This window comes from Mesorhizobium caraganae (genome assembly GCF_016836705.1).
GTDB classification, from domain to species: domain Bacteria; phylum Pseudomonadota; class Alphaproteobacteria; order Rhizobiales; family Rhizobiaceae; genus Mesorhizobium; species Mesorhizobium caraganae.
In genome coordinates this window covers 17,294-39,108 of record NZ_JAFCGY010000019.1, presented here as the reverse complement: position 1 = coordinate 39,108, position 21,815 = coordinate 17,294, and the positions used below count along the sequence as shown (strand labels likewise).

The 21,815-nt window shown below is 63.9% G+C and carries 23 protein-coding genes; 12 read left to right on the top strand and 11 right to left on the bottom strand.

Annotation, left to right across the window (positions count from 1 at the left end; translation table 11 throughout):
• Positions 1–13 precede the first annotated feature (13 nt).
• The gene (locus tag JQK88_RS25020; RefSeq protein WP_023670499.1) at positions 14–352 is read right to left on the bottom strand and encodes a P-II family nitrogen regulator; all 339 of its coding nucleotides are present in this window, start codon (positions 350–352) and stop codon (positions 14–16) included.
• Positions 353–569: 217 nt separating this feature from the next.
• Entirely contained in the window at positions 570–1,445 is an 876-nt protein-coding gene (tesB, locus tag JQK88_RS25015; protein ID WP_192254745.1) for an acyl-CoA thioesterase II, read from the bottom strand.
• 113 nt (positions 1,446–1,558) lie between these two features.
• Here tesB and JQK88_RS25010 point away from each other — a divergent pair, with 113 nt between their 5' ends.
• Positions 1,559–2,815 carry a ubiquinone biosynthesis hydroxylase gene (locus tag JQK88_RS25010; protein WP_192254743.1) on the top strand — a complete coding sequence of 419 codons (1,257 nt, stop codon included), beginning with the start codon at positions 1,559–1,561 and terminating at the stop codon, positions 2,813–2,815.
• Between the two features lie 272 nt (positions 2,816–3,087).
• Here JQK88_RS25010 and JQK88_RS25005 read toward each other — a convergent pair whose 3' ends face one another.
• On the bottom strand, positions 3,088–3,618 hold the full coding sequence (locus tag JQK88_RS25005) for a hypothetical protein (RefSeq protein WP_192254741.1): 531 nt from the start codon (positions 3,616–3,618) through the stop codon (positions 3,088–3,090).
• A gap of 354 nt (positions 3,619–3,972) precedes the next feature.
• Between JQK88_RS25005 and JQK88_RS25000 the strand changes: the two genes are divergently transcribed.
• From JQK88_RS25000 to JQK88_RS24960, 9 genes are all read left to right on the top strand, one after another.
• Positions 3,973–4,992, top strand: a complete 1,020-nt coding sequence (locus JQK88_RS25000) for a substrate-binding domain-containing protein (protein ID WP_192254739.1) — start codon at positions 3,973–3,975, stop codon at positions 4,990–4,992.
• A 66-nt stretch (positions 4,993–5,058) separates the two neighbouring features.
• On the top strand, positions 5,059–6,585 hold the full coding sequence (locus JQK88_RS24995) for a sugar ABC transporter ATP-binding protein (protein ID WP_192254737.1): 1,527 nt from the start codon (positions 5,059–5,061) through the stop codon (positions 6,583–6,585).
• Between the two features lie 17 nt (positions 6,586–6,602).
• Complete coding sequence (locus JQK88_RS24990) at positions 6,603–7,589, top strand: ABC transporter permease (protein ID WP_192254980.1); 987 nt, start codon at positions 6,603–6,605, stop codon at positions 7,587–7,589.
• Between the two features lies 1 nt (position 7,590).
• Positions 7,591–8,571 (top strand): sugar-binding transcriptional regulator, encoded by a 981-nt coding sequence (locus tag JQK88_RS24985; protein WP_192254735.1) that lies wholly within the window; start codon positions 7,591–7,593, stop codon positions 8,569–8,571.
• Positions 8,561–9,556: an aldo/keto reductase gene (locus JQK88_RS24980; protein ID WP_203279728.1), complete on the top strand. Its 996-nt coding sequence runs from the start codon at positions 8,561–8,563 to the stop codon at positions 9,554–9,556. The genes JQK88_RS24985 and JQK88_RS24980 overlap by 11 nt, the downstream gene beginning before the upstream one ends.
• A gap of 76 nt (positions 9,557–9,632) precedes the next feature.
• A complete protein-coding gene (locus JQK88_RS24975; RefSeq protein ID WP_203279727.1) occupies positions 9,633–11,351 on the top strand; it encodes a glycerol-3-phosphate dehydrogenase/oxidase in 1,719 nt (572 codons plus the stop codon).
• 1 nt (position 11,352) lies between these two features.
• Positions 11,353–12,195: a class I fructose-bisphosphate aldolase gene (locus JQK88_RS24970; protein WP_192254729.1), complete on the top strand. Its 843-nt coding sequence runs from the start codon at positions 11,353–11,355 to the stop codon at positions 12,193–12,195.
• A complete protein-coding gene (locus tag JQK88_RS24965) occupies positions 12,188–13,711 on the top strand; it encodes an FGGY-family carbohydrate kinase (RefSeq protein WP_192254727.1) in 1,524 nt (507 codons plus the stop codon). Before JQK88_RS24970 ends, JQK88_RS24965 begins: the two co-directional genes overlap by 8 nt.
• Positions 13,708–15,315, top strand: coding sequence for a GMC family oxidoreductase (locus JQK88_RS24960; protein WP_203279726.1), 1,608 nt, complete (start codon positions 13,708–13,710; stop codon positions 15,313–15,315). Before JQK88_RS24965 ends, JQK88_RS24960 begins: the two co-directional genes overlap by 4 nt.
• Positions 15,316–15,353: 38 nt before the next feature.
• On the opposite strand, the gene JQK88_RS24955 is transcribed toward JQK88_RS24960, so the two are convergent.
• Positions 15,354–15,710, bottom strand: a complete 357-nt coding sequence (locus JQK88_RS24955) for a YciI family protein (RefSeq protein WP_192254723.1) — start codon at positions 15,708–15,710, stop codon at positions 15,354–15,356.
• Positions 15,707–15,916: a hypothetical protein gene (locus tag JQK88_RS24950; protein WP_192254721.1), complete on the bottom strand. Its 210-nt coding sequence runs from the start codon at positions 15,914–15,916 to the stop codon at positions 15,707–15,709. Before JQK88_RS24950 ends, JQK88_RS24955 begins: the two co-directional genes overlap by 4 nt.
• Before the next feature lie 220 nt (positions 15,917–16,136).
• Between JQK88_RS24950 and JQK88_RS24945 the strand changes: the two genes are divergently transcribed.
• Positions 16,137–16,562, top strand: coding sequence for an OsmC family protein (locus tag JQK88_RS24945; protein WP_112560053.1), 426 nt, complete (start codon positions 16,137–16,139; stop codon positions 16,560–16,562).
• Positions 16,563–16,784: 222 nt separating this feature from the next.
• Here the strand turns inward: JQK88_RS24945 and JQK88_RS24940 are convergent, their stop codons facing one another.
• The 6 genes from JQK88_RS24940 to sdhC form a co-directional block, all read right to left on the bottom strand.
• Positions 16,785–17,414: a YceH family protein gene (locus JQK88_RS24940; protein WP_192254717.1), complete on the bottom strand. Its 630-nt coding sequence runs from the start codon at positions 17,412–17,414 to the stop codon at positions 16,785–16,787.
• Between the two features lie 233 nt (positions 17,415–17,647).
• Positions 17,648–18,427 carry a succinate dehydrogenase iron-sulfur subunit gene (locus tag JQK88_RS24935; protein WP_203279725.1) on the bottom strand — a complete coding sequence of 260 codons (780 nt, stop codon included), beginning with the start codon at positions 18,425–18,427 and terminating at the stop codon, positions 17,648–17,650.
• Complete coding sequence (locus JQK88_RS24930) at positions 18,427–18,864, bottom strand: DUF3052 family protein (protein WP_192254715.1); 438 nt, start codon at positions 18,862–18,864, stop codon at positions 18,427–18,429. Before JQK88_RS24930 ends, JQK88_RS24935 begins: the two co-directional genes overlap by 1 nt.
• Positions 18,865–18,866: 2 nt before the next feature.
• A complete protein-coding gene (gene sdhA, locus JQK88_RS24925) occupies positions 18,867–20,699 on the bottom strand; it encodes a succinate dehydrogenase flavoprotein subunit (RefSeq protein WP_203279723.1) in 1,833 nt (610 codons plus the stop codon).
• A gap of 1 nt (position 20,700) precedes the next feature.
• Positions 20,701–21,096, bottom strand: a complete 396-nt coding sequence (gene sdhD / locus JQK88_RS24920; RefSeq protein WP_192254711.1) for a succinate dehydrogenase, hydrophobic membrane anchor protein — start codon at positions 21,094–21,096, stop codon at positions 20,701–20,703.
• A complete protein-coding gene (sdhC, locus tag JQK88_RS24915; protein WP_192254709.1) occupies positions 21,096–21,515 on the bottom strand; it encodes a succinate dehydrogenase, cytochrome b556 subunit in 420 nt (139 codons plus the stop codon). The genes sdhD and sdhC overlap by 1 nt, the downstream gene beginning before the upstream one ends.
• Between sdhC and JQK88_RS24910 the strand changes: the two genes are divergently transcribed.
• Positions 21,514–21,690, top strand: a complete 177-nt coding sequence (locus tag JQK88_RS24910) for a hypothetical protein (protein WP_203279722.1) — start codon at positions 21,514–21,516, stop codon at positions 21,688–21,690. The genes sdhC and JQK88_RS24910 overlap by 2 nt on opposite strands.
• The last annotated feature ends 125 nt before the right edge of the window (positions 21,691–21,815 follow it).

The window sequence follows — 21,815 nt, the reverse complement described above, 5'->3', positions numbered from 1 at the left end:
ACGTGTTCGCCGCTTAGAGCGCGTCGGTGTCTGTTTCGCCGGTACGGATGCGTACCGCCTGATCGATGCCGAAGACGAAGATCTTGCCGTCGCCGATCTGACCGGTCTTGGCCGCCGCAGTGATGGCTTCGACGGCCTTGTCGACCAGGTCGGTGCTGACCGCGACTTCGATCTTGATTTTCGGCAGGAAACTGACCGCGTATTCCGCACCGCGATAGATTTCCGTGTGTCCCTTCTGACGCCCGTAGCCTTTGACTTCGGTGACGGTCAGGCCCTGGATGCCGACGGCGGTGAGCGCTTCGCGCACCTCGTCGAGCTTGAACGGCTTGATGATTGCCATCACGATTTTCATAAGGTTTCACCCTTTGCTGTTGCGGTCCCCCGCGTTTTACACCTTCACCGATCCCAAAGAGCCCGGAGAGTGCCCAACAGGATTCAAGCTCCGTGCCAATTGCCGAAGCAGTGTGTTAACTCATTGTAAACAAACGGATAGCTCGGGCCGCAGCAGAGCGGTGCACATTGTCACCGGATAGTCACTGATTAAAAAATGGGCAATTTTTTGAAAATGCCTATTCGGCAGGCGGACGCTTCAGGCGGATCAGGCCTTCCTGGGCAACCGAGGCGATCAGCGTGCCGTCGCGGGCAAACAGCGAGCCGCGGGTGAAGCCGCGCGACCCTTGCGTCGACGGGCTGTCCTGTGTGTACAAGATCCAGTCGTCGAGCGGATGGCTGCGGTGGAACCACATGGCGTGGTCGAGGCTCGCCGCCTGGATGTCGCGATCGAAAATGGCGCGGCCGTGCGCAAAGGTCGAGGTGTCGAGCAACGTCATGTCGGAGAGGTAGGCAAGCACCGCAGCCTGTATGCCGCGGTCGGCCGGCACCGGGCCGGTGGTGCGGATCCAGATGTTCTGCTGCGGCTCCAGCTTTTCGCGGCTGGTGTAGTGTTTCAGCATCACCGGCTTCATCTCGATCGGCCGGTCGCGCTCCCAGTAGCGCCTGATGCCTTCCGGCACCGCCTCGCCGAATTTCCCTAGCAATTCGCGCTGCGACAACAGGCTGTCGGGCGCCGGCACGTCGCGCGGCATCGGCAGCTGATGCTCCAGTCCCACCTCGTCCTGCTGGAACGAGGCCTCCAGCGAAAAGATCGCCTGGCCATGCTGGATCGCCACCACGCGACGCGTGGTGAAGGAGCCGCCGTCGCGAATGCGGTCGACCTCGTAGACGATCGGCACCTTGGTGTCGCCCGGCCGCATGAAATAGCCGTGCAGCGAATGCACATGGCGCTCGGGCTCGACCGTGCGCTGCGCGGCGACCAGCGCCTGGGCGATGGTCTGGCCGCCGAAGACGCGCTGCCAGTCGAGCTTTGGGCTGCGACCACGGTACAGATTGTGTTCCAGCTGCTCGAGGTCGAGAATGCTGAGAAGCTCGTCCATGGCCGCTGTCATGCTTCGTGACCTCGCCTTAAAGATGCTATGGCGGTTTCGGACAGGAATGGCGGGCAGTCAAGGCCGCAATGTCCCCGTGGGGCAGGACGGTCATGGCTTCGAAAGGAATTGACATGGCAGACCGCAAGACGGACGCAAAAAACTCGCTCGATGTGCTGATCGCCGGCGCCGGCTATGTTGGCCTCGCCGCCGCCGTGTCGCTGAAACAGGCGCGGCCGAACCTGGCCGTTGCCGTCGTCGATGCAGCCCCAGCCGGCGTCTGGCAGAAGGACGGCCGCGCCTCGGCGATCGCCGCCGCCGCTTGCCGCATGCTCGACCAGCTCGGCGTCTGGCAGGAAATCGTCGGCCACTCGCAAGCCATCACCGAAATGATCGTCACCGATTCGCGTACCGCCGATCCGGTGCGCCCGGTGTTCCTCACCTTCGACGGCGAGGTCGCGCCGGGCGAACCGTTCGCCCACATGGTCGCCAACCGGGATCTGAACGGCGCCTTGCGCCGCCGCGCGCAAAAGCTTGGCATCGATATCATCGAAGGTGTCGCGGTCAGCGCCTTCGACACGAACGGCGCCGGCGTCACCGTGCATCTAGCCGACGGCGCGACGCTCAAGGTGCGGCTGCTTGTCGCCGCCGACGGCGTCAATTCGAAATTGCGCGACATGGCTGGCATCAAGACGGTGAAATGGGAATATGGCCAGTCCGGCATCGTCTGCACGGTGGCGCATGAGCGCCCGCACAATGGCCGCGCCGAGGAGCATTTCCTGCCCGCCGGCCCGTTTGCCACTTTGCCGCTGAAGCCGACCGAGGACGGCACCAACCGTTCATCGCTGGTCTGGGTCGAACGCTCCGAGGATGCCGAGAAACTGGTTTCGGGCGACGACCTTGTCTTCGAGCATGAGCTGGAACTGCGCTTCGGCCTCAAGCTCGGCGAGATCCGCGTCACCGACAAGCCGCGCGCCTGGCCGCTCGGCCTGACCATCGCGCGCGCCTTCGTCGCCCCGCGCATCGCGCTTGCCGGCGACGCCGCCCACGGCATCCACCCGATTGCCGGCCAGGGCCTCAATCTCGGCTTCAAGGATGTGGCGGCGCTGGCCGAAGTGATTGTCGAGGCCGATCGCCTTGGGCAGGACATCGGCGCGCTCGACGTGCTCGAGCGCTACCAGCAATGGCGCCGCTTCGACACCGTGCAGATGGGCGTCACCACCGATGTGCTGAACCGGCTGTTTTCCAACGACATCGGCCCGCTGCGCCAGCTCCGCGACATCGGCCTCGGCCTCGTCGAACGCATGCCCCGGCTGAAGGAGTTCTTCATCCGCCAGGCGTCGGGGCTGTCGGGCGACACGCCAAAGCTGCTCAAGGGTGAGGCGATTTAGTCGGCAGCGTTTGAGTGACAAGTTGTCGAAAGTCAGCGCCGCTCCTCATTGCCCTGCCGGGCATTTCTCCCCGTATAGTGACGGGAGAAAGGGCTGTCCGCAGCCTCGGCGCCATTCCTACAACGCTGGTGATTGGCGAAATCATCGATGAGAGCGACCCCTCTCCCCGTCACTATACGGGGAGAGGATGCCGGCAGGCAGGTGAGGGGCAGCGCCAACGATTGCAGGTGGATTGAACCCCCAAGCAACCGACCTGAATATCAGGCACACCCTCAATTGACCTCGAAACCCAGCTTCTGCCGCAGCCGCAGCATGCGCTGGTCGGTGACCTTGAACTTCTGCTCGCCGCCTTGCGCGACGCGGTTCAGCATCTGCAGCAGATCTTCCCGCTCGTGCGGATCGAGGCGCTCGCGCAGGAAAGGCGCCAGCTTGTCGATGACGATGGTCGTGTCGTCGATCTGGGCCGAGGCCCACTTGGCGTAGACGACGGCCTCGTCGGTCTTCTTCTGGTTCTCGGCAATCTGCGAAATCACTTCGCGGATGATGGTTTCGCGCTTCGGCAGGATCGGGCCGTGCTCCGCAGCCATGGCAGTGATCAGCGTTGCCGCCGCCACGACCGGGTCGTCGATCGCCGTCAGCGGCGACAGCGCCGCCTGCTTGCGCAGCTTCTTGCGGCGGATGTTGCCCTGGACGCGCCCGACGACATCGGCGACCTCGCGCGCGGCGTCGTTCATGGCCTTCATGCGGTACCACCAGAACGCCGCCGCTCCCAGCACGCCGAGAAGAGCAATCAGAAAAGGCATGTCGAAATTCCCCCAAAACCCCGGCGACGATAAGAGAACTCCGACGTTGCTTCAACACGCAAGAATTGCGGCTGGTTAAGAAAACAGAGGGTTTCCCCTTGGAGCACCGACACCGGGCCGAACATCTTGTTTTCAGGTCGCCGGCCGCAATCAGACGATGCCCCTTTTGCGATAACGCCATTATCCGGCTCAGCACCCCTCATGCAAGAAATTTCAGCGGATGATTTTTAATGCATGCTTATTGACACGCAAAAAATCCCGGCCTATTCAAGCGTGCCAGAGATTTCACACAATGAAATTTCTTGCAAAGCTGACGCGACGAGGCTTTCATCGTCGGGGAACCCGGAGGAGAGAATGAACAGGATTGGGCTGGCGGGCGTATTGAGCGCCGCCGTGATGACGCTGACCCTGGCGATGCCAGGCGCAGCGTCGGCAGAGAGCAAGTTTCAGTGCAAGCCGGATGAGACCTATGTGATGAACGTCATGGTCTCCGCGCATCCTTATTGGGTGCCGGTCTATCAGGGCTTCAAGCAGGCAGCAGCGGCGATGGGCTGCAAGACCGTGTTTTCGGGCACGCCGGACTATGACATCGCCAAGCAGATCGCTTCCTTCGAACAGGATCTGATCAAGAAGCCGGCCGGCGTGCTACTGCACCCGATGCAGGCCGATCCGTTCATCGAGCCGATCAACCGCGCCATCGAAAACGGCACCACCGTCGTCACCTTCGCCGCCGACTCGCCGAAGTCCAAGCGCGTGTCCTACATCACCTCGGACAATCTGGCGGAAGCCAAGTTTGCCGCCGAGGAGATCGTCAAGCAGGTCGGCGACGATGCCGAATACGGCGTGCTGGAGAACCCCGGCCAGAGCAACCACGATCTGCGCGTCACCGCCTTCATCGACTACCTCGCCAAGAACTATCCGAAGATGAAGCTGGTGGGACGCCAGGCCTCCAACCAGGACGCCAATGTCGCCAACAAGGCGGTTGCCTCGATGCTGCAGGCCAACCCGAACCTGAAGGCGCTGTGGATTCCGGAAGCCGGTTCGGCAGAAGGCGCGGTCGCTGCCGTTCTCGAAGCCAAGGCCAAAGTGCTGATCATGCACGCCGACATCACCCCGGCGACGCTGGAACAGATCAAGGCCGGCAACATCCACATGGCGTTGAGCCCGAACCAGGGCATGCAGGGCTATCTCGGCTTCGTCGCCACCTTCATGGCGGCGCATCCGGAACTGATCGACCCGTTCAACGACTACAAGACGTCGGGCCACAACCCGATGAGCATCCCCTTCGCCGATAACGGCTTTGCCGTCATCACCAAGGAGAATGCCGACTCGTTCGACCTCAACAAATACATGCAAGGCCGCGATCCCAGCTGATCCGTCCTAATTGAGCAGCCGCGCCGCCCGGCGCGGTTGCCTCACCCTTCCCAGGCGAGCGCACAAGTGGAAACTCCGGCCCTTCTGACAATATCCGGCCTCAGCAAATCGTTCGGCCTTGTCCGGGCGTTGCGTGATGTCTCCTTCGAGCTGCGCGCCGGCGAAATCCACGCCATCGCCGGCGAGAACGGCGCCGGCAAGTCGACGCTGATGAAGGTCATCGACGGTATCCTGCCGCCGGACAGCGGCGACATCCAGATCGACGGCCGCTCCGTGTCGATCCCCTCGCCGCTGGCAGCGCAAAAGCTCGGCATCGGCTTCGTGCACCAGGAAATCGCACTGTGCCCCGATGTCTCGGTGGCCGAAAACATCTTCATGTCGATCACCAACGCCAGCGAGGCGCTGCTGATGAACTACCGCGACCTCGAGAAACGCGCAGCGGCAATCCTGGCGCGGCTCGGCAACATCGATCCGACCGCGATGGTGCGCAGCCTGTCGATTTCCCAGCAGCAGCTGGTCGAGATCGCCAAGGCGCTGACGCTCGACTGCCGCATCCTCATCTTCGACGAACCGACCGCAGCGCTGACCGAGCGCGAGGCCCAAAAACTGTTCGAGATCATCCACCAGCTTGCCGGCGAAGGCATCGGCATCATTTACATCTCGCATCGCATGGCCGAGATCTTCGACAATTGCGACCGCGTCACGGTGCTGCGCGACGGCCAGTACATCACCACGCTCGACATCCCAGCGACGACGCCCGAACAGGTGGTGGCGTCCATGGTCGGCCGCGTCATCGACAGCCTCTATCCCGAGAAGCTGCGCGACGACGAAAGGTCCGAAGACATCCTGCTCGAGGTCAGCAACCTCTGCGAGGCTCGCACCTTTCGCGACATCAGCTTCCAGCTGCGCAAGGGCGAAATCCTCGGCATTGGCGGCCTGATCGGCGCTGGCCGCAGCGAGATCGTCAAGGGCATCTGCCGGCTGGAGGGTCAGGTCACCGGCGATGTCAGCCTGCACGGCAAGCCGCTGTCGCTGACCCACTATGGCGACAGCATCGCCGCAGGGATCGTCTACCTCTCGGAGGACCGCAAGGGCGACGGGCTGTTCCTCGACATGTCGATCGCCGCCAACATCTCAGCACTCGCGGTCGACCGCATCGCCACCCGCTTCGGCCTCATCAACGAGCGGCGCGAGAAGCATCGGGCCGAGACGATCGGCAGGCAGCTGTCGCTGAAATGCGGCCATGTCGGCCAGCCGGTTTCGACGCTGTCGGGCGGCAACCAGCAGAAGGTGGCGATCGCCAAGATGCTGTCGGTCGATCCCAAGGTGATCTTCCTCGATGAGCCGACGCGCGGCGTCGATGTCGGCGCCAAGGCCGAAATACACCGCATCCTACGCAAGCTGGCGCGCGACGGCGTCGGCATCGTGGTCATCTCGTCCGAGCTGCCGGAACTGATCGGCGTCTGCGACCGGGTGCTGATCGTGCGCGAGGGCCGTATCACCGGCGAGGTCACCGACGACGCGATGACGGAAGAAAACATCATGGTCCTGGCATCGCTTGCCGATGAAGACCGGGAACGGAGCGCCGCATGAGCATCGTGGGGGAAAGCATGGACAGCTCGACGCGAGCCGCCCGGATGGGGCTCGGCGAAAGGCTTGGCGGCTTGATCCGAATGCGCGAGATCGGCCTGATCCTGATCATCGCCGTGCTGTTTGCCGTCATGTCGTTCGCTTCACCCTATTTCCTGACCTGGGACAATATGCGGGCGATGGCGATGGCCTTCGCGGTCGAAGGCATTGTCGTCGTCGGCATGACCATCCTACTGATTTCCGGCGGCATCGACCTTTCGGTCGGCTCGGTCACCGCACTCGCCATGGTGATCGCCGGCCTGCTGTTCCTCGGCGGTGTCGACCCCTGGCTGGCGTCACTGGCAGCGATTGCAGCCTGCGCCGGCATCGGCACCTTCATGGGGTTCTTCGTCACCAGAGTGGGGCTGCACCACTTCATCGTCTCGCTGGCGGTGATGGTGATTGCGCGCGGGCTCTGCCTGCTCGGCACCGGCGGCCGGCCGCTCGGGCTCTATACGCTGCCGCCCGAGTTCAAATTCATCGGCCAGGGCGCCATTGGCGGCATTCCGGTCGTCATCATCATCTTCATCGTCTTCACCGTCCTGTCCGACTTCATGCTGCGCCGCACGACGATGTTCCGCAAAGTCTTCTACACCGGCAGCAATGAGAAGGCGGCCGCCTATTCCGGCATCCGCACCAAGAAGGTCGTGTTCCTGACGACAACGCTCTGCTCGACGCTGTGCGGCTTTGCCGGGGTCATCTACATGGCCCGCTTCGGCTCGGCCCAGCCGACATTCGGCGCCGGCATGGAGCTGAACGTCATTGCCGCGGCGGTGATCGGCGGCGCCAGCCTGACCGGCGGCTCCGGCACCATTCTCGGCGCCATCCTCGGCACCATCCTGCTCTCCGTCGTTTCAAGCTCGCTAGCCCTGCTCGACGTGTCCGTCTATTGGCAGGACATCATCCGCGGGTCCATTCTGCTGACGGCGGTCACCGCCGATTACTACTTCAACAAGCGGCGGGGCTGAGATGGCGGACGGCAGGGAAGATTTCGAGGCGATCCGGCAGATCCACACGGTGCTGGTGCTGCACTTCGTCGACGGCATGAAGCAGAACGATATTGCGGCGGCGCTCAATCTGTCGGCGTCCAAGGTCAATCGCCTGATTGCCCAGGGGCGCAAGCTCGGCATGCTGAGGATCGCGGTCGAGAGCCCGTTCCAGCGTTTGGTCGATATCGAAAAGCAATTGATCGAAGTCGCCCAATTGGCGGGCGCGATCGTGACGCCAACCGTGGCCGGCAGTCCCGACAGCACGCTGCAGCAGGTGGGACGCGCGGCGGCCAACCAGTTGCTCGAGACCTTGCGCGACGGCGACGTCATTTCGATCACCGGCGGCAAGGCAATCAGCGCCCTGGTCGAGAACCTGCAGCCGGAGCGCGCCTTCGACGTCACCGTCGTGCCGCTGACCGGCGGCGTCCAGGGCAAGCACTATACCGACGTCAACCATCTGGCGACGCGGCTGGCCGAACGACTCGGCGGCACCAGCATGCTCTTACATGCGCCGCTGTTCGCCGAGAGCCGCGAGCAGCGTGACCTTTTGCTGAAGATGGCCTCGGTGCGCGAAATCTTCGACCTGGCGCGCAAGGCCGCGATCGCGCTGGTCGGCGTCGGATCGATCCAGACGCCGGGTTCGAGCTATTACGACCTTCACCCGGGTCTCGACCCCGACCGCGAAAAACTCGCTGCCAGCGGTGCGGTCGGTGAGTTCCTTGCGCATCTCATCCGCGACGACGGTACGCTGGCCGACTACCCACCCAATGACCGCCTTGTGGCGCTGGCGCCTTCGGAGCTCGGCCGCTGCCGGTCGGTGATGGGCGTGGCCAGCGGCGCCGAAAAAGTCTGGCCGATCCGCGCCGCCCTGCGCGGCGCCTATCTGAAATCACTGGTCGTCGACGAAGAGACGGCCAACGCAGTCCTGAGCAATGCGGGGAGCATACGCAATGTCGCCTGAAATGTTGACGCGCACCATTGGCGCGTCGGGAATCTCCGCCTCCGCGATTGGCCTCGGCACCTGGGCCATCGGCGGCTGGATGTGGGGCGGCACCGACGAGGCGCAGTCCATCGACACCATCCGCGCCTCGATCGACGAGGGTGTTTCGCTGATCGATACCGCCCCGGCCTATGGGCAAGGCCTGTCAGAGGAAATCGTCGGCAAGGCGATCAAGGGCCGCCGCGACAAGGTCGTGCTCGCCACCAAACTTGGGCTGGTCTGGCACACGAAGAAGGGCAACCACTTCTTCGACTATGACGGGGCGCCGGTGCATCGCTATCTTGGCACCGACTCTGTCGTCTACGAAGTCGAGCAGAGCCTGCGCCGCCTCGGCACCGACCATATCGACCACTACATCACCCACTGGCAGGATCCGACGACGCCGGTCGCCGAGACGATGGAAGCGCTCGACCGGCTCAAGACCCAGGGCAAGATCCGCTCCATCGGCGCCAGCAATGTCACCGTAGCCGACGTGAGGGCCTATCTCGCGGCTGGCCAGCTCGACGCCGTCCAACAGGAATACAGCATGGTGGTGCGCGACATGGAGCGCGACCTGTTGCCCTTCTGCGCGGCAAATAACGTGTCGGTGCTCAGCTATTCCTCGCTGGCGCTCGGCCTTCTCTCGGGCAAGATCGGTCCGGACCGCGTCTTTACCGGCGACGATCAGCGCAAGGACAATCCGCGCTTCTCGCTGGCCAACCGCCGCAAGGTGGCAGGGCTGATGGAGGCGATCCGGCCGATTGCCGAGGCGCACGGCGCCAGCGAGGCACAGGTGGTCATTGCCTGGACGCTGCAGCAGCCGGGCATCACCTTCTCGCTGTGCGGCGCGCGCAGCCCGCAGCAGGCCAGGGAAAACGCGCAAGCCGGCCGCATTAGATTGTCAGGACAGGAGATCAACCAGATCAGCGAGGCCGCCAGCCGCCATCTGACCAATCTCGCCGCCTGACGCCATCCATAACCGAAACTCAGTTGAGCTGCCGTCCACCGGACGGCAGAACGGCCCAACCTTGCCCGGCAGAGCCATGCCTGATCAGAGAACCGTCATCCTCGACAAGATCCGCCGCAACGGCGCGTTCGATGTGGTCGTCGTTGGCGGCGGCATCAACGGCATCGGCGTTTTCCGCGAACTGGCGCTGCAGGGGCTCAGGGTGCTGCTGGTCGAGCGCAACGATTTCTGCTCCGGCTGCAGCGCGGCTCCCTCGCGCATGATCCATGGCGGCCTGCGCTATCTCGAAAATGGCGAGTTCGGCCTGGTGCAGGAATCATTGCGAGAACGCGACGCGCTGCTGGCCAATGCACCGCATATGGTGCGGCCGCTGCCGACGACAATTCCGATCCGCTCTATCTTCTCCGGCCTGATGAATGGCGCGGCGGGCTTTCTCGGGCTGTCGGAAACGCCCTCCAGCCGCGGCGCGCTGGCGATCAAGGCCGGGCTCGCGCTCTACGACTGGACGACACGCGAGCGCCGGTTACTGCCGCGCCACACTTTTCGCGGCGCCAAGGCGACACTCGCGCAATGGCCGGCGCTCGACCCAAAGCTGCGCTTTTCCGCCACCTATTACGACGCCTGGATCAGCTATCCGGAACGACTCGGCATCGAACTGCTGCGCGACACCGCACGGCTGGCGCCGGACAGCCTCGCGCTCAACCGCGCCGATATCGCGCGGGGCGGGTCGGCTTTCGAACTCACCGACACTGCGGGTGGAGAACGCCTCACCGTGAGTACCAAGGCAATCGTCAACGCGACGGGCGCATGGCTGGATTCGGCGATCGCCCGGCTCGACGCATCGGAAAAGCTGGCGGCACCGCTTGTCGAAGGCACCAAGGGCTCGCATCTGATCCTCGACAACGAGCCGCTCTACCAGGCTCTCGGCGGCCATATGATCTTCTTCGAGAACGCCGATGGCCGGGTCTGCATCATGTTTCCCTATCTCGGCAAGGTGCTGGTCGGCTCAACGGATATCCGCGTCAGCGAGGCCGGGCGCGTGCGCTGCGAACCGGCTGAGACCGACTACATACTGGCGGCGGCGCGGCTGGTGTTTCCGTCCATTCCCGTCCACGCCGACGATGTCGTCTTCACCTATAGCGGCATCCGGCCATTGCCGAAGAGCGACCATGCCTTCACCGGCCGGATCTCGCGTGGCCATTCCGTGCATCGCATCGCCGGCGACATCCCGCAATTCTGCATGATCGGCGGCAAGTGGACGACCTTCCGCGCCTTCGCCGAACAGGCGGCCGACGAGGTGCTGGCCGAGCTTGGCCGCGAACGCCTTTGCGGCACGCTGACCCTGCCGATCGGTGGCGGCCTCGGATTCCCCGCCGACCCGGCGTCGCTGGCTGCCGATCTGGCGGGTGAGTTTGCGATCAGCGGCGAACGCGCCGCCTATCTCGTCGATCGCTATGGCAGCGGCGCGCCCGACATCATCCTGTTCTGTCTCGGACGTCCCGACGATATCAGGCTCGACGACCGGACCGAAACCACGGCGGCCGAGATCGTCTACCTCGTCCGGCATGAATTCGTGACCTGTCTGTCGGACCTTGTCCTGCGCCGCACCTCGCTTGCCATTGCCGGCGACATCTCGATCGTGTCGATCGAGCGCATCGCCGATGCTCTGGCCGCCGAGCGCGGCTGGAACCACCAGCATCGCGACGACGAGATAAAAAACCTGATCGCCGAACTCGACACCTATCACGGCGTCTCGCAAGAGAAGCTCGACCAACGCACGATCTCAGGAGCATAAAATGAAACTCAGCGCCAAAGCCCGGATGAACCGGATGTTCACCAACGGCAATTGCCTCGACGTGGCGCTCGATCACGGCGTCTGCAATGAGCCCGGTTTCCTCGTCGGCCTGGAGGACATGCCCAGGGTCATCGACACGCTGATCGCGGCTGGCCCCGACGCGCTACAGCTCGCTTACGGCCAGGCCGATCTCCTGCAATCACGGCCAGACAAGGACAAGCCAGCGCTGGTCATGCGCATCGACATGGGCAATCCCTACAATGCCCAGCGCCACCGCGTGATGTGGTCGATGCTGCAGAACCATGATGAGCCGATCATCGGCGCGCTGGAGATGGACGCGGCCTGCGTTGTCGTCAACCTGTTCATGCTGCCCGACGAGCCGGAGCTGTTGCGCCAATGCGTCGAAAACATCAGCAAGGTCCGCGCTGCCTGCCACCGCTACGGCATGCCCCTGATGATCGAGCCGCTGGTCATGCTGCCCAACGATATCAGGGGTGGCTACCAGGTCGATGGCGACGCCGAGAAGATCGTGACCCTGGTGCGGCTCGCCGCCGAAATGGGCGCCGACATCATCAAGGCCGACCCGACTGACCGGCCGGAGGATTTCCACCGCGTCGTCGAGGCAGCGCGCGTGCCGGTCCTGGTTCGTGGCGGTGGCAAGGGCGACCTGAAGACGGTGCTGGCAAAATCGTCGGCTCTGCTCAGACAAGGCGCCAAAGGGCTGGTCTATGGCCGCAACATCTATCAGCATGCCAACCCGAAGGCGGTGGTGAATGCGCTGATGGCGATGATCCACAACGACGCCGGCGGCGAAGAGGCCTGGGACATCTACAACAATGGCTGATCAAGCCGCATATCTGCTCGGCCTCGACGCCGGCAACACCATCATCAAGGCGGTGCTGTTCGACCAAACCGGTCGGCAGCTCGCCATGCATGCCGTCGCCGGCCGCTCGCACACGCCGCAACCCGGTTATGTCGAGCGCGACCTCGGCGGCATGTGGGCTGATGCGCGTGACGCCATCCGCGCCTGCATTGCGCAGGCCGGCATCGACGCGCGCGAAATTGCCGCCATCGGCTGCGCCGGCCATGGCAACGGGCTCTACCTCATCGACCGCGCCGGCGCGCCGCTGATCGGCATCCAGTCGCTCGACACACGCGCCGCCGGCACGGCGGCAACGTTGGCTTCGCGCAACGCCGAGGCACTGCACGCCATCTGCCTGCAAAAGCCGTGGCCGGCGCAGACCCCGACCTTGCTGGCCTGGGTCAAACAGCACGCACCGGACCTCTATGCCGCGACCGGCACGGCGATGCTGTGCAAGGATTTCATCACATTTCGCCTGACGGGTGAGCGGGTGAGCGATGTCTCCGACATGTCCGGTTGTGGCCTCGTCCGCATGCCCGAAGGCGTCTACGATGCCGAGCTGCTCGCGCTCTACGGCATCGAGGATGCGCAGGCAAAACTGCCGCGATTGTTGGACAGCGCCGACATTGCCGGTGCGGTGACCGCGAAGGCAGCTGAAGAGACCGGGCTGGCTGAAGGCACGCCGGTCATTGCGGGCTATTTCGACGTTGTCGCCAGCGCCATGGGCGCCGGCGTCGTGCGCCCCGGCGAAGCCTCTGTCATCGCCGGCACCTGGTCGGTCAATCAGGTTTTCTCCACCGAACCGGTGGTCGATCCGAATGTTTTCATGGTGGCACGCTTCGGCCCCGGCCGCTTCGTTAACATCGAATCCAGCGCGACATCGGCCGCCAATCTCGAATGGTATGTGCGCGAATTCATCGAGCGCAGCAATCACCATCACGATCCGTTCGGCCACTGCAACGCCGCGGTCGGCGCGGTAACGCCGGCCTGGGACGATCCGATTTTCCATCCGTTTCTCTACGGCTCGGGGCAAGGCGCGGAATTCCGCGCCGGCTTCTACGGCCTCGCCGGCTGGCACAAAGAAGGCCATTTGCTGCGTGCGCTGTTCGAAGGCGTGATGTTCGAGCACAGGCGCCACATCGACGTGTTGAAGAACGCCGGCGTCGGCTTCGACAAGGCTGTACTGTCGGGCGGCGGCTCGCGCAGCGAACACTGGCCGCAAATCTTCGCCGACGGGCTTGGCGTGCCGATCACCGTACCCGAGGCGCGCGAGACCGGCGCGCTCGGCGCGGCCATCGGCGCCGGCATCGCGGCCGGCCTGTTCGCCGACTATGAGGCCGGCGTCGACGCCATGACCAGGTCAAGCGCCGCCTATCGTCCGGACCCAGCGATGCGGAATCACTACGACAGGCGCTATCGCGCCTATTGCGGCCTCGCCGATACGCTGCGATCGTTCTGGGCCGAACAGGCCGCAGGACCGAGTAGAACACCGCAATGACCCAACGGCTCGATGGCGACTTCAACTACATCATCGTCGGCGCGGGCACCGCCGGCTGCGTGCTGGCCAACCGCCTGAGCGAAAACCCGGCGACACGCGTGCTTTTGCTCGAGGCCGGCGGCAGCGACAACTACCACTGGGTGCATATCCCCGTCGGCTATCTCTATTGCATCGGCAATCCGCGCACCGACTGGATGATGAAGACAGCGCCCGAAGCCGGCCTGAACGGCCGCTCGCTGGTCTATCCCCGAGGCAAGGTGCTGGGCGGCTGCACCTCGGTCAACGGCATGATCTACATGCGCGGCCAGGCGGCCGACTATGATGGCTGGCGGCAGATGGGCAATGTCGGCTGGGGTTGGGACGACGTGCTGCCCTACTTCCTCAAATCCGAGGACCACCATGGCGGCAAGACCAGGCTGCATGGCGCCGGCGGCGAATGGAAAGTGGCGCGGCAACGCCTGTCCTGGCCGATCCTCAACACGGTGCAGGAAGCCGCGAAGGAATTCGGCATCATGCCGCGCGAGGACTTCAACGACGGCGACAATGAGGGCTCCGGCTTCTTCGAAGTGAACCAGAGCAAGGGCGTGCGCTGGAACACGACCAAGGCGTTCCTGCGCCCGGTGCTGCGGCGGCCCAACCTTCGGCTGGTTGTCAACGCCCATGTCGAGAAGGTGCTGTTTGACGGCAAGCGCGCAATCGGCGTCTGCTATCTCGCCGGCGGCGAAGCCATCGAGGCAAAGGCCGGAAGTGAGGTGCTGCTGACGGCAGGCTCGATCAACACGCCGAAACTGCTCGAGCTTTCCGGCGTCGGCCAGCAGGATCGCCTCGCCGCACTCGGCGTCGACGTGGTGCACGCCAGCCCCGATGTAGGCGAAAACCTGCAGGACCACCTGCAGATCCGCACCGTCTACAAAGTGTCGTCGGCGCTGACCCTCAACACCCTTGCCAACAGTCTGACCGGCAAGGCGCGCATCGCGCTGCAATATGCCTTTGCCCGCTCGGGGCCGATGTCGATGGCGCCGAGCCAGTTCGGCATGTTCTCGAAATCCGATCCGTCGATGGCGACGCCGGACCTGGAATACCACGTCCAGCCGCTATCGACGGACCGGTTGGGCGACCCGCTGCACCCGTTCCCGGCGATCACCATGTCGGTCTGCAATCTGCGGCCCGACAGCGTCGGCTCCGTGCACGCCACGACGCGCGAACTGGCCGTGCAGCCGGAAATCCGGTTGAACTATCTGTCCACCGTCCGCGACCGCGAGATCGCGCTGCGCTCGGTACGCCAGGCACGCTCGATCATGACCGCCAAGGCGCTTGAAGCCTTCCATCCGGAAGAAATCCTGCCCGGTCTCGCGCACCAGTCCGACGATGATTTGCTGCACCAGATCGGCTCGATCGCGACGACGATCTTCCATCCGGTCGGGACCTGCCGGATGGGCGTCGACGACCGCGCCGTGGTCAGCCCGGACCTGCGCGTGACCGGCCTCGAAAGCCTGCGCGTCATCGACGCCTCGATCATGCCGCGCATCGTTTCCGGCAACACCGCCTCGCCGGTGGTGATGATCGCCGAAAAGGCCGCCGACATGATCCGCCGACCAGCGTGAGTCTGCCCACGCGCGGCCGACGAAGCGCTCCGTCCTTCTTATGACCCGGGCACGTCGTAGATCGCCCGCACCTCGATGGTACCGATTTCGGCCAGGGGAATCTCGCCGGCGATCTCCAGCGCCGCGTCGAGATTATCGGCCTCGATCATGACGAACCCAAGCAATTGCTCCTTGGTTTCGGCGAAGGGGCCGTCGGTGATCAGCCGCTTGCCCTGGCGCCGCCGGACCGTCTTCGACGTCTTCACCGACTGCAGTGCCTGCGCGATGATCAGCTTGCCTTGCTGATCCAATGACCGATCATAGGCCATCGAATCGGCGTCGAGCTTGGCCAGACGCTGTGGCGTCATGGCATGGAGGTCTTTTTCCTCGCCGTAGACCAGACAGACATATTTCATTTCGAGCTCCCTTGCTCGGACGGACCATAGGCGATCAGCGTGCCGGTTGCAGCCTTGCCGGCGGAGACGTGATCGAGCACGCAGACCGCAAGACCGACGATGGCGATCGCCAAAAGCAGCCGGCCGAAGCCGGAAGGTCGCGAGCAATCGATGTCTTGCGGCCTTCCTCCGGGGCCATTCCAATGGGCAGAAAACAGATTGTTCATGGGTACCTCCATCCGCCACGAGAATCCGTGGCCGCCCGCAGGACGGTCGGCGCAGATGCAAGTCGACATTTTTGCACGCAGATTTTTTCAAAAAGATTCGGCAGGGCTCGGCGGCGCCGCAGTCACGCCAAAACAGCGCGGTGGTCTTCCCCTGCCGCCGCGCTATAGTTGAAGGGAACGCCGCCAGGCCGGCGCTATCGCTGCAATCAAGGAGGATTTTATGGACCGTACCGCAAACGCCGTCTGGAAAGGCAATCTGAAAGAGGGCAACGGCACGCTCGACACGCAGAGCGGCGCCTTAAAGGGCACGCCCTATTCGTTCAAGGCACGTTTCGAGGACGAGAGCGGCAAATCCGGCACCAATCCCGAAGAGTTGATCGCCGCCGCGCACGCCGGCTGCTACGCCATGCAGCTATCGCATTTCCTGGCCGAGAACGGCACGCCGGCCACCGAACTCGACGCTAAGGCGGTGGTGACCCTGGTGCCTGGCACCGGCATCACCGGCAGCGCCATCACTTTGGTCGGCAAGGTGCCCGGCATCGATGCCGCAAAGTTCAAGGAATTGGCCGAGAAGGCCAAGGCAGAGTGCCCGGTGTCGAAGGCGCTCGGCGCCATCAAGGTGTCACTCGACGCGAAATTGGGGTGAAGGGCCGGCAGGGTCTGCACCGTACTTTCGCCGTCAGCGCCGCCCCTCACCTGGCTGCCGCCATCCTCTCCCCGTAAACGGGGCGAGGGATGCTGTTATCGACGGTTTCGCCAACCGCCAACGTTGCAAGAATCGCGGTTGCGGCCGGCCTCCTTCTCCCCGTCACTATACGGGGAGAAGTGCTCGGCAGGGCGATGAGGGGCAGCGCTAACTTCGGAAATCTTACCCGCCCAGCGCTTCGAGCCGGGCGCGCAGCGCGGCAACATCTTCTTCCAGCACCCTCACGCGCTCTTCCAGGTCGGAAGCAGGCATGGCTTGCGCGCTGCGCTGTACCGACAATGCTGCGACGTCCACCGCTCCAGCGAGCAGATGCACGTAGCGGTCCTCGCGCTGGCCCGGACCGCGTGGGATTTCCTGGATCAGCGGCGGCCGGCGACCGATCAGCATGTCGAGTTCGGCGCGCAGATTCTCGATTGAAGAAAAACGCGCCATGCGCTCAGCTCGCGCCAGGAGCTCATGCGCCGTCTGCGGTCCACGCAACAGCAGCAGCCCGAGCAAGGCGGTCTGCGGTGTGGTCAGCGAGAAGCGCTGCGCCATCTGATGCTCATAGCGCTCGACGCGCGAACCGAACATCTGCCGCACCAGCCCCTTCTGCTCGAGCAGCTTTAGCCCGCGGTGCACCTCCGTCTGCTCCAGCGCCATGACAGGCTCGCGCGCCGTCTTCTGATTGGCTGCGGCAAGTGCCGCATTCAGCGTCAGCGGATAGACGTCAGGCGTCAGCTCCTTCTTTTCGATCAGGCAGCCGAGCACGCGAGCTTCGACGGGATTAAGGATGGGAAGGTCTTCGCTCATTGGGTTGCAATCCTTTCTGAGGCTGGCGGGACAGCCCCTCTGTCCTGCCGGACATCTCCCCTACATGGGGGGAAATCGCCAGCTTCGCCGACAGCGCGCCATCCTTCAACCTTGGAGATTGGCGAACGACGGGATGACAGCCAACCTCCCCACCTGTGGGAGAGATGTCCGGCAGGACAGAGGGGCGCGAAGGATCGCTGCGTTCGAGATCGCCGCGAGCGGCCTCGCCGGGCCTAAACCCTTCTCTCCACCATCATCTTCTTGATTTCGGCAATCGCCTTGGCCGGGTTCAACCCCTTCGGACAGGTCTGCGCGCAGTTCATAATGGTGTGGCAGCGATAGAGCCGGAACGGGTCTTCCAGATTGTCGAGCCGCTCGCCCTTGGCTTCGTCGCGGGAATCGATCAGCCAGCGATAGGCCTGCAGCAACGTTGCCGGGCCGAGATAGCGGTCGCCATTCCACCAGTAGCTCGGGCACGAGGTCGAGCAGCAGGCGCACAGGATACATTCGTAGAGCCCGTCGAGCTTCTCGCGGTCCTCATGGCTCTGCAGCCACTCCTTGGCCGGCATCGGCGAAACCGTCTGCAGCCAAGGTTGGATAGAAGCATGCTGGGCGTAGAAATTGGTGAGGTCGGGCACCAGATCCTTGACCACCTGCATATGCGGCAGCGGATAGACTTTGACGGCGCCGGAAATGTCGTCGCAGCCCTTGGTGCAGGCCAGCGTGTTGGAGCCGTCTATGTTCATGGCGCAGGAGCCGCAAATGCCTTCGCGGCAGGAGCGGCGCAAGGCCAGCGTCGGGTCGATCTTGTTCTTGATGTAGAGCAGCGCGTCGAGCACCATCGGTCCGCAATCGTCCATGTCGACGAAATAGGTGTCGATGCGCGGGTTCTCGTCATCGTCAGGCGACCAGCGGTAGATCCGATATTCCCGCAGGTTGGTGGCGCCCTCCGGCTTCCGCCAGGTCTTGCCCGGCTGCACCTTCGAGTTCTTGGGAAGCGTGAGTTCGACCATTACCGCAGGTCCTTTCGGATGACGAGCTTCAGCCCGGACCAGATTTCGTTGACGGCAGCGACCTTGACGTCGACCAGGTCGCGCTTCAGCGCTTCAGCGCGAACGACGCTTTCGGTGACATCGGTCGGCACTTTCGATGCCTTTTTCGGCCAGGACACCCAGACCATGCCATCGCGCTTGATCGCCGCTTCGACATCGCCGAGACGATCCTCGATCTCGGTGCGCTGCCGGGTGAAGGCGTGGACGGCATCGTATTTCAGGGACGTTCCCGAAATCGCCGACCAGTCGCCCAGCCGGTCGACCAGGGCGAAATCGGCGGCCTCCGTGAGATCGCTGAGATCGTCGGGCAGCGCGATGAACGCCGCGACCATCCCGTCCTTCAGGCCAAGCTTGGCCTGAAGCGGCGTGCTCGAATATCCCGAGGCCGCCAGCGCCATGGTCAGTACACCCTGGCCTTGGGCGCGATCTTGGCGAGACTGATGCCGCCGTCCTTTTCCGCCTGCAGCGGCTCGGTGTGCACGGGGCGGTAGCTTAGGCTTACCTTGCCGTCCTCATTGAGCCGCGCCAGCGTGTGCTTGCGCCAGACCTTGTCGTCGCGGGCCGAGAAATCCTCTCGCGCATGCGCGCCACGGCTCTCCTTGCGGGCTTCGGCGCCGTAGACCGTGGTGATGGCATTGGCCATCAGGTTTTCCAGCTCCAGCGTCTCGACCAGGTCCGAGTTCCAGATCATCGAACGGTCGAAGACCTTGATGTCCTTGAGCTCGGTCCAGATCTCCGAAATGCGCTTGCAGCCGTTCTCCAGCGATTCCTGGGTGCGGAACACGGCGGCATCTTCCTGCATCGCCTTTTGCATCTTTTCGCGCAGCACGGCCGTCGGCGTCGAGCCGTTGGCATGACGCAGCCGGTCGAAGCGGTCCATGATCCTTTCGACCGAGGCTTCGTTGGGCGCGGGGATCGCCGAGTTGCGGTCGATGACCTGGCCGGCGCGGATCGCCGCGGCGCGGCCGAACACCACCAGATCGATCAGCGAGTTCGAACCCAGCCGGTTGGCGCCATGCACGGAGGCGCAGCCGGCCTCGCCCACCGCCATCAGCCCAGGCGACACCTGGTCGGGATTCTCGGCCGTCGGGTTGAGCACCTCGCCCCAGTAATTGGTCGGCACGCCGCCCATATTGTAGTGCACCGTCGGCAGCACCGGGATCGGCTCCTTGGTCAGGTCGACGCCGGCAAAGATCTTGGCCGATTCCGAAATGCCGGGCAGCCGCTCATGCAGCACCGCCGGATCGAGATGGTCGAGATGCAGGAAGATATGATCCTTCTTCTTGCCGACGCCGCGGCCTTCGCGGATCTCCAGCGTCATGCAGCGCGAGACGACGTCGCGCGAGGCAAGGTCCTTGGCCGACGGCGCGTAGCGCTCCATGAAGCGCTCGCCCTCGGAATTGACGAGATAGCCGCCCTCGCCGCGCGCGCCTTCGGTGATCAGGCAGCCGGCGCCGTAGATGCCGGTCGGGTGGAACTGCACGAATTCCATGTCCTGCAGCGGGAAGCCCGCGCGTGCGGCCATACCGCCACCATCGCCAGTGCAGGTGTGCGCCGAGGTCGCGGAAAAATAGGCGCGTCCGTAGCCGCCGGTCGCCAGCACCACCATCTTGGCCGAGAAGCGGTGAATGGTGCCGTCGTCGAGGTTCCAGGCGACGACGCCGGTGCAGGTGCCATCCGGCTCCATGATCAGGTCGAGCGCGAAATACTCGATGAAGAACTGCGCATTGTTCTTCAGCGACTGGCCGTAGAGCGTGTGCAGGATGGCATGCCCGGTACGGTCGGCTGCCGCGCAGGTGCGCTGCACCGGCGGGCCATCGCCATAGTTCATCATGTGGCCGCCGAACGGCCGCTGGTAGATCTTGCCCTCTTCGGTGCGCGAGAACGGCACGCCATAGTGCTCAAGTTCGTAGACTGCGGCCGGTGCTTCGCGCACCATATATTCCATGGCGTCGACATCGCCCAGCCAGTCCGATCCCTTGACGGTGTCATACATGTGCCACTGCCAGGAATCCGGACCCATATTGGACAGCGAGGCGGCAATGCCGCCTTGCGCCGCCACCGTGTGCGAGCGGGTCGGGAACACCTTGGTGATGCAGGCGGTGCGCAGGCCTTGCTCGGCCATGCCGAGCGTGGCGCGCAAGCCGGCGCCGCCGGCGCCGACGATCACGACATCGAATTTGTGGTCGACATAGGTGTAAGCCGGGTTGGCTGATTTTGCGTCCTTGGCCAACTCAGCCTCCGAATGCGAGCTTGAGCAGGGCGAAGATCGAGGCGACGCCGACCGCTATGGTGAAAAATGTGCTGAGCGCGATCGTCAGCAGCTTCAGGCCTTCGCTGATCACATAGTCCTCGATGATCACCTGCATGCCGAGCCGCATATGGTAAAGCCCGGAAATCAGGAAAAGGATCATAACCAGCGCCACGAACGGATTGGCGAGCGCTGCCCGCACCTCGGTATAGCCGGCGCCGTTGAGTGCGATGAGGAAGCCGACGAAGAACAGTGTCAGTGGAATGTTGGCGAGCGCCGTCAGCCGCTGGCGCCAGAAATGCTGTGTCCCCTCGTGGGACGAGCCGAGACCACGGACTTTCGCCAGCGGCGTGCGCATGTCGTTGTTGCTGCCGCTCATCACAGGGATCCCCGCGCCATATAGCCGGCGACCCAGATCAGCAGCGTGAGCGCAACCGAGCCGGCGAGCGTCGCCCAGGCGATCTTCGATGCCGTGTGTTTCTCGAGCCCGGCGCCGGTGTCCCAGACGAGGTGGCGCACGCCGCCCAGCATATGGTGCATCAGCGCCCAGGTGTAGCCGAACAGGATGAGGCGGCCGAGCCAGGTGCCGAAGGCCCAATTGACCCAATCGAAAGTCGCTTGCGAACCCGCCGCCGCCATCAGCCAGGCCGCGACCAGGAGCGTGCCGAAATACAGCGCGCCGCCGGTGATGCGATGGACGATCGACATCGTCATGGTGATCGGCGGGCGATAGATCGTCAGATGCGGCGAGAGCGGCCGTTCACGTCTGGCGGTTCGGGTGGCTGGTGATTTGCTCATGGCTGCCCCAGTTCGAAGTCCGGAGCCGCAATGGAATGCGGCGTTTGCCGCCTTCATGTGTGACTTCAGACAGCCGGTTTCTAATGCTCTTTTTGCACCGCGTCAAAGCCAGAAAATCGTTTTGGAAACGTCATTTAGTCTGACAAAAAGGCTGGCGATTGCTTCAATCGATTAGGGGCCGGCCCGAAGCCGGCGCAACGTTCGCTGCAGTGCGGAATAATCGTTCCGCGACGGCGGTTCTGGATGAACATGCAGGCGAGCTAGGACCTCGCCGTCGAGAGCAAGGCCAGGAAGGCCGAG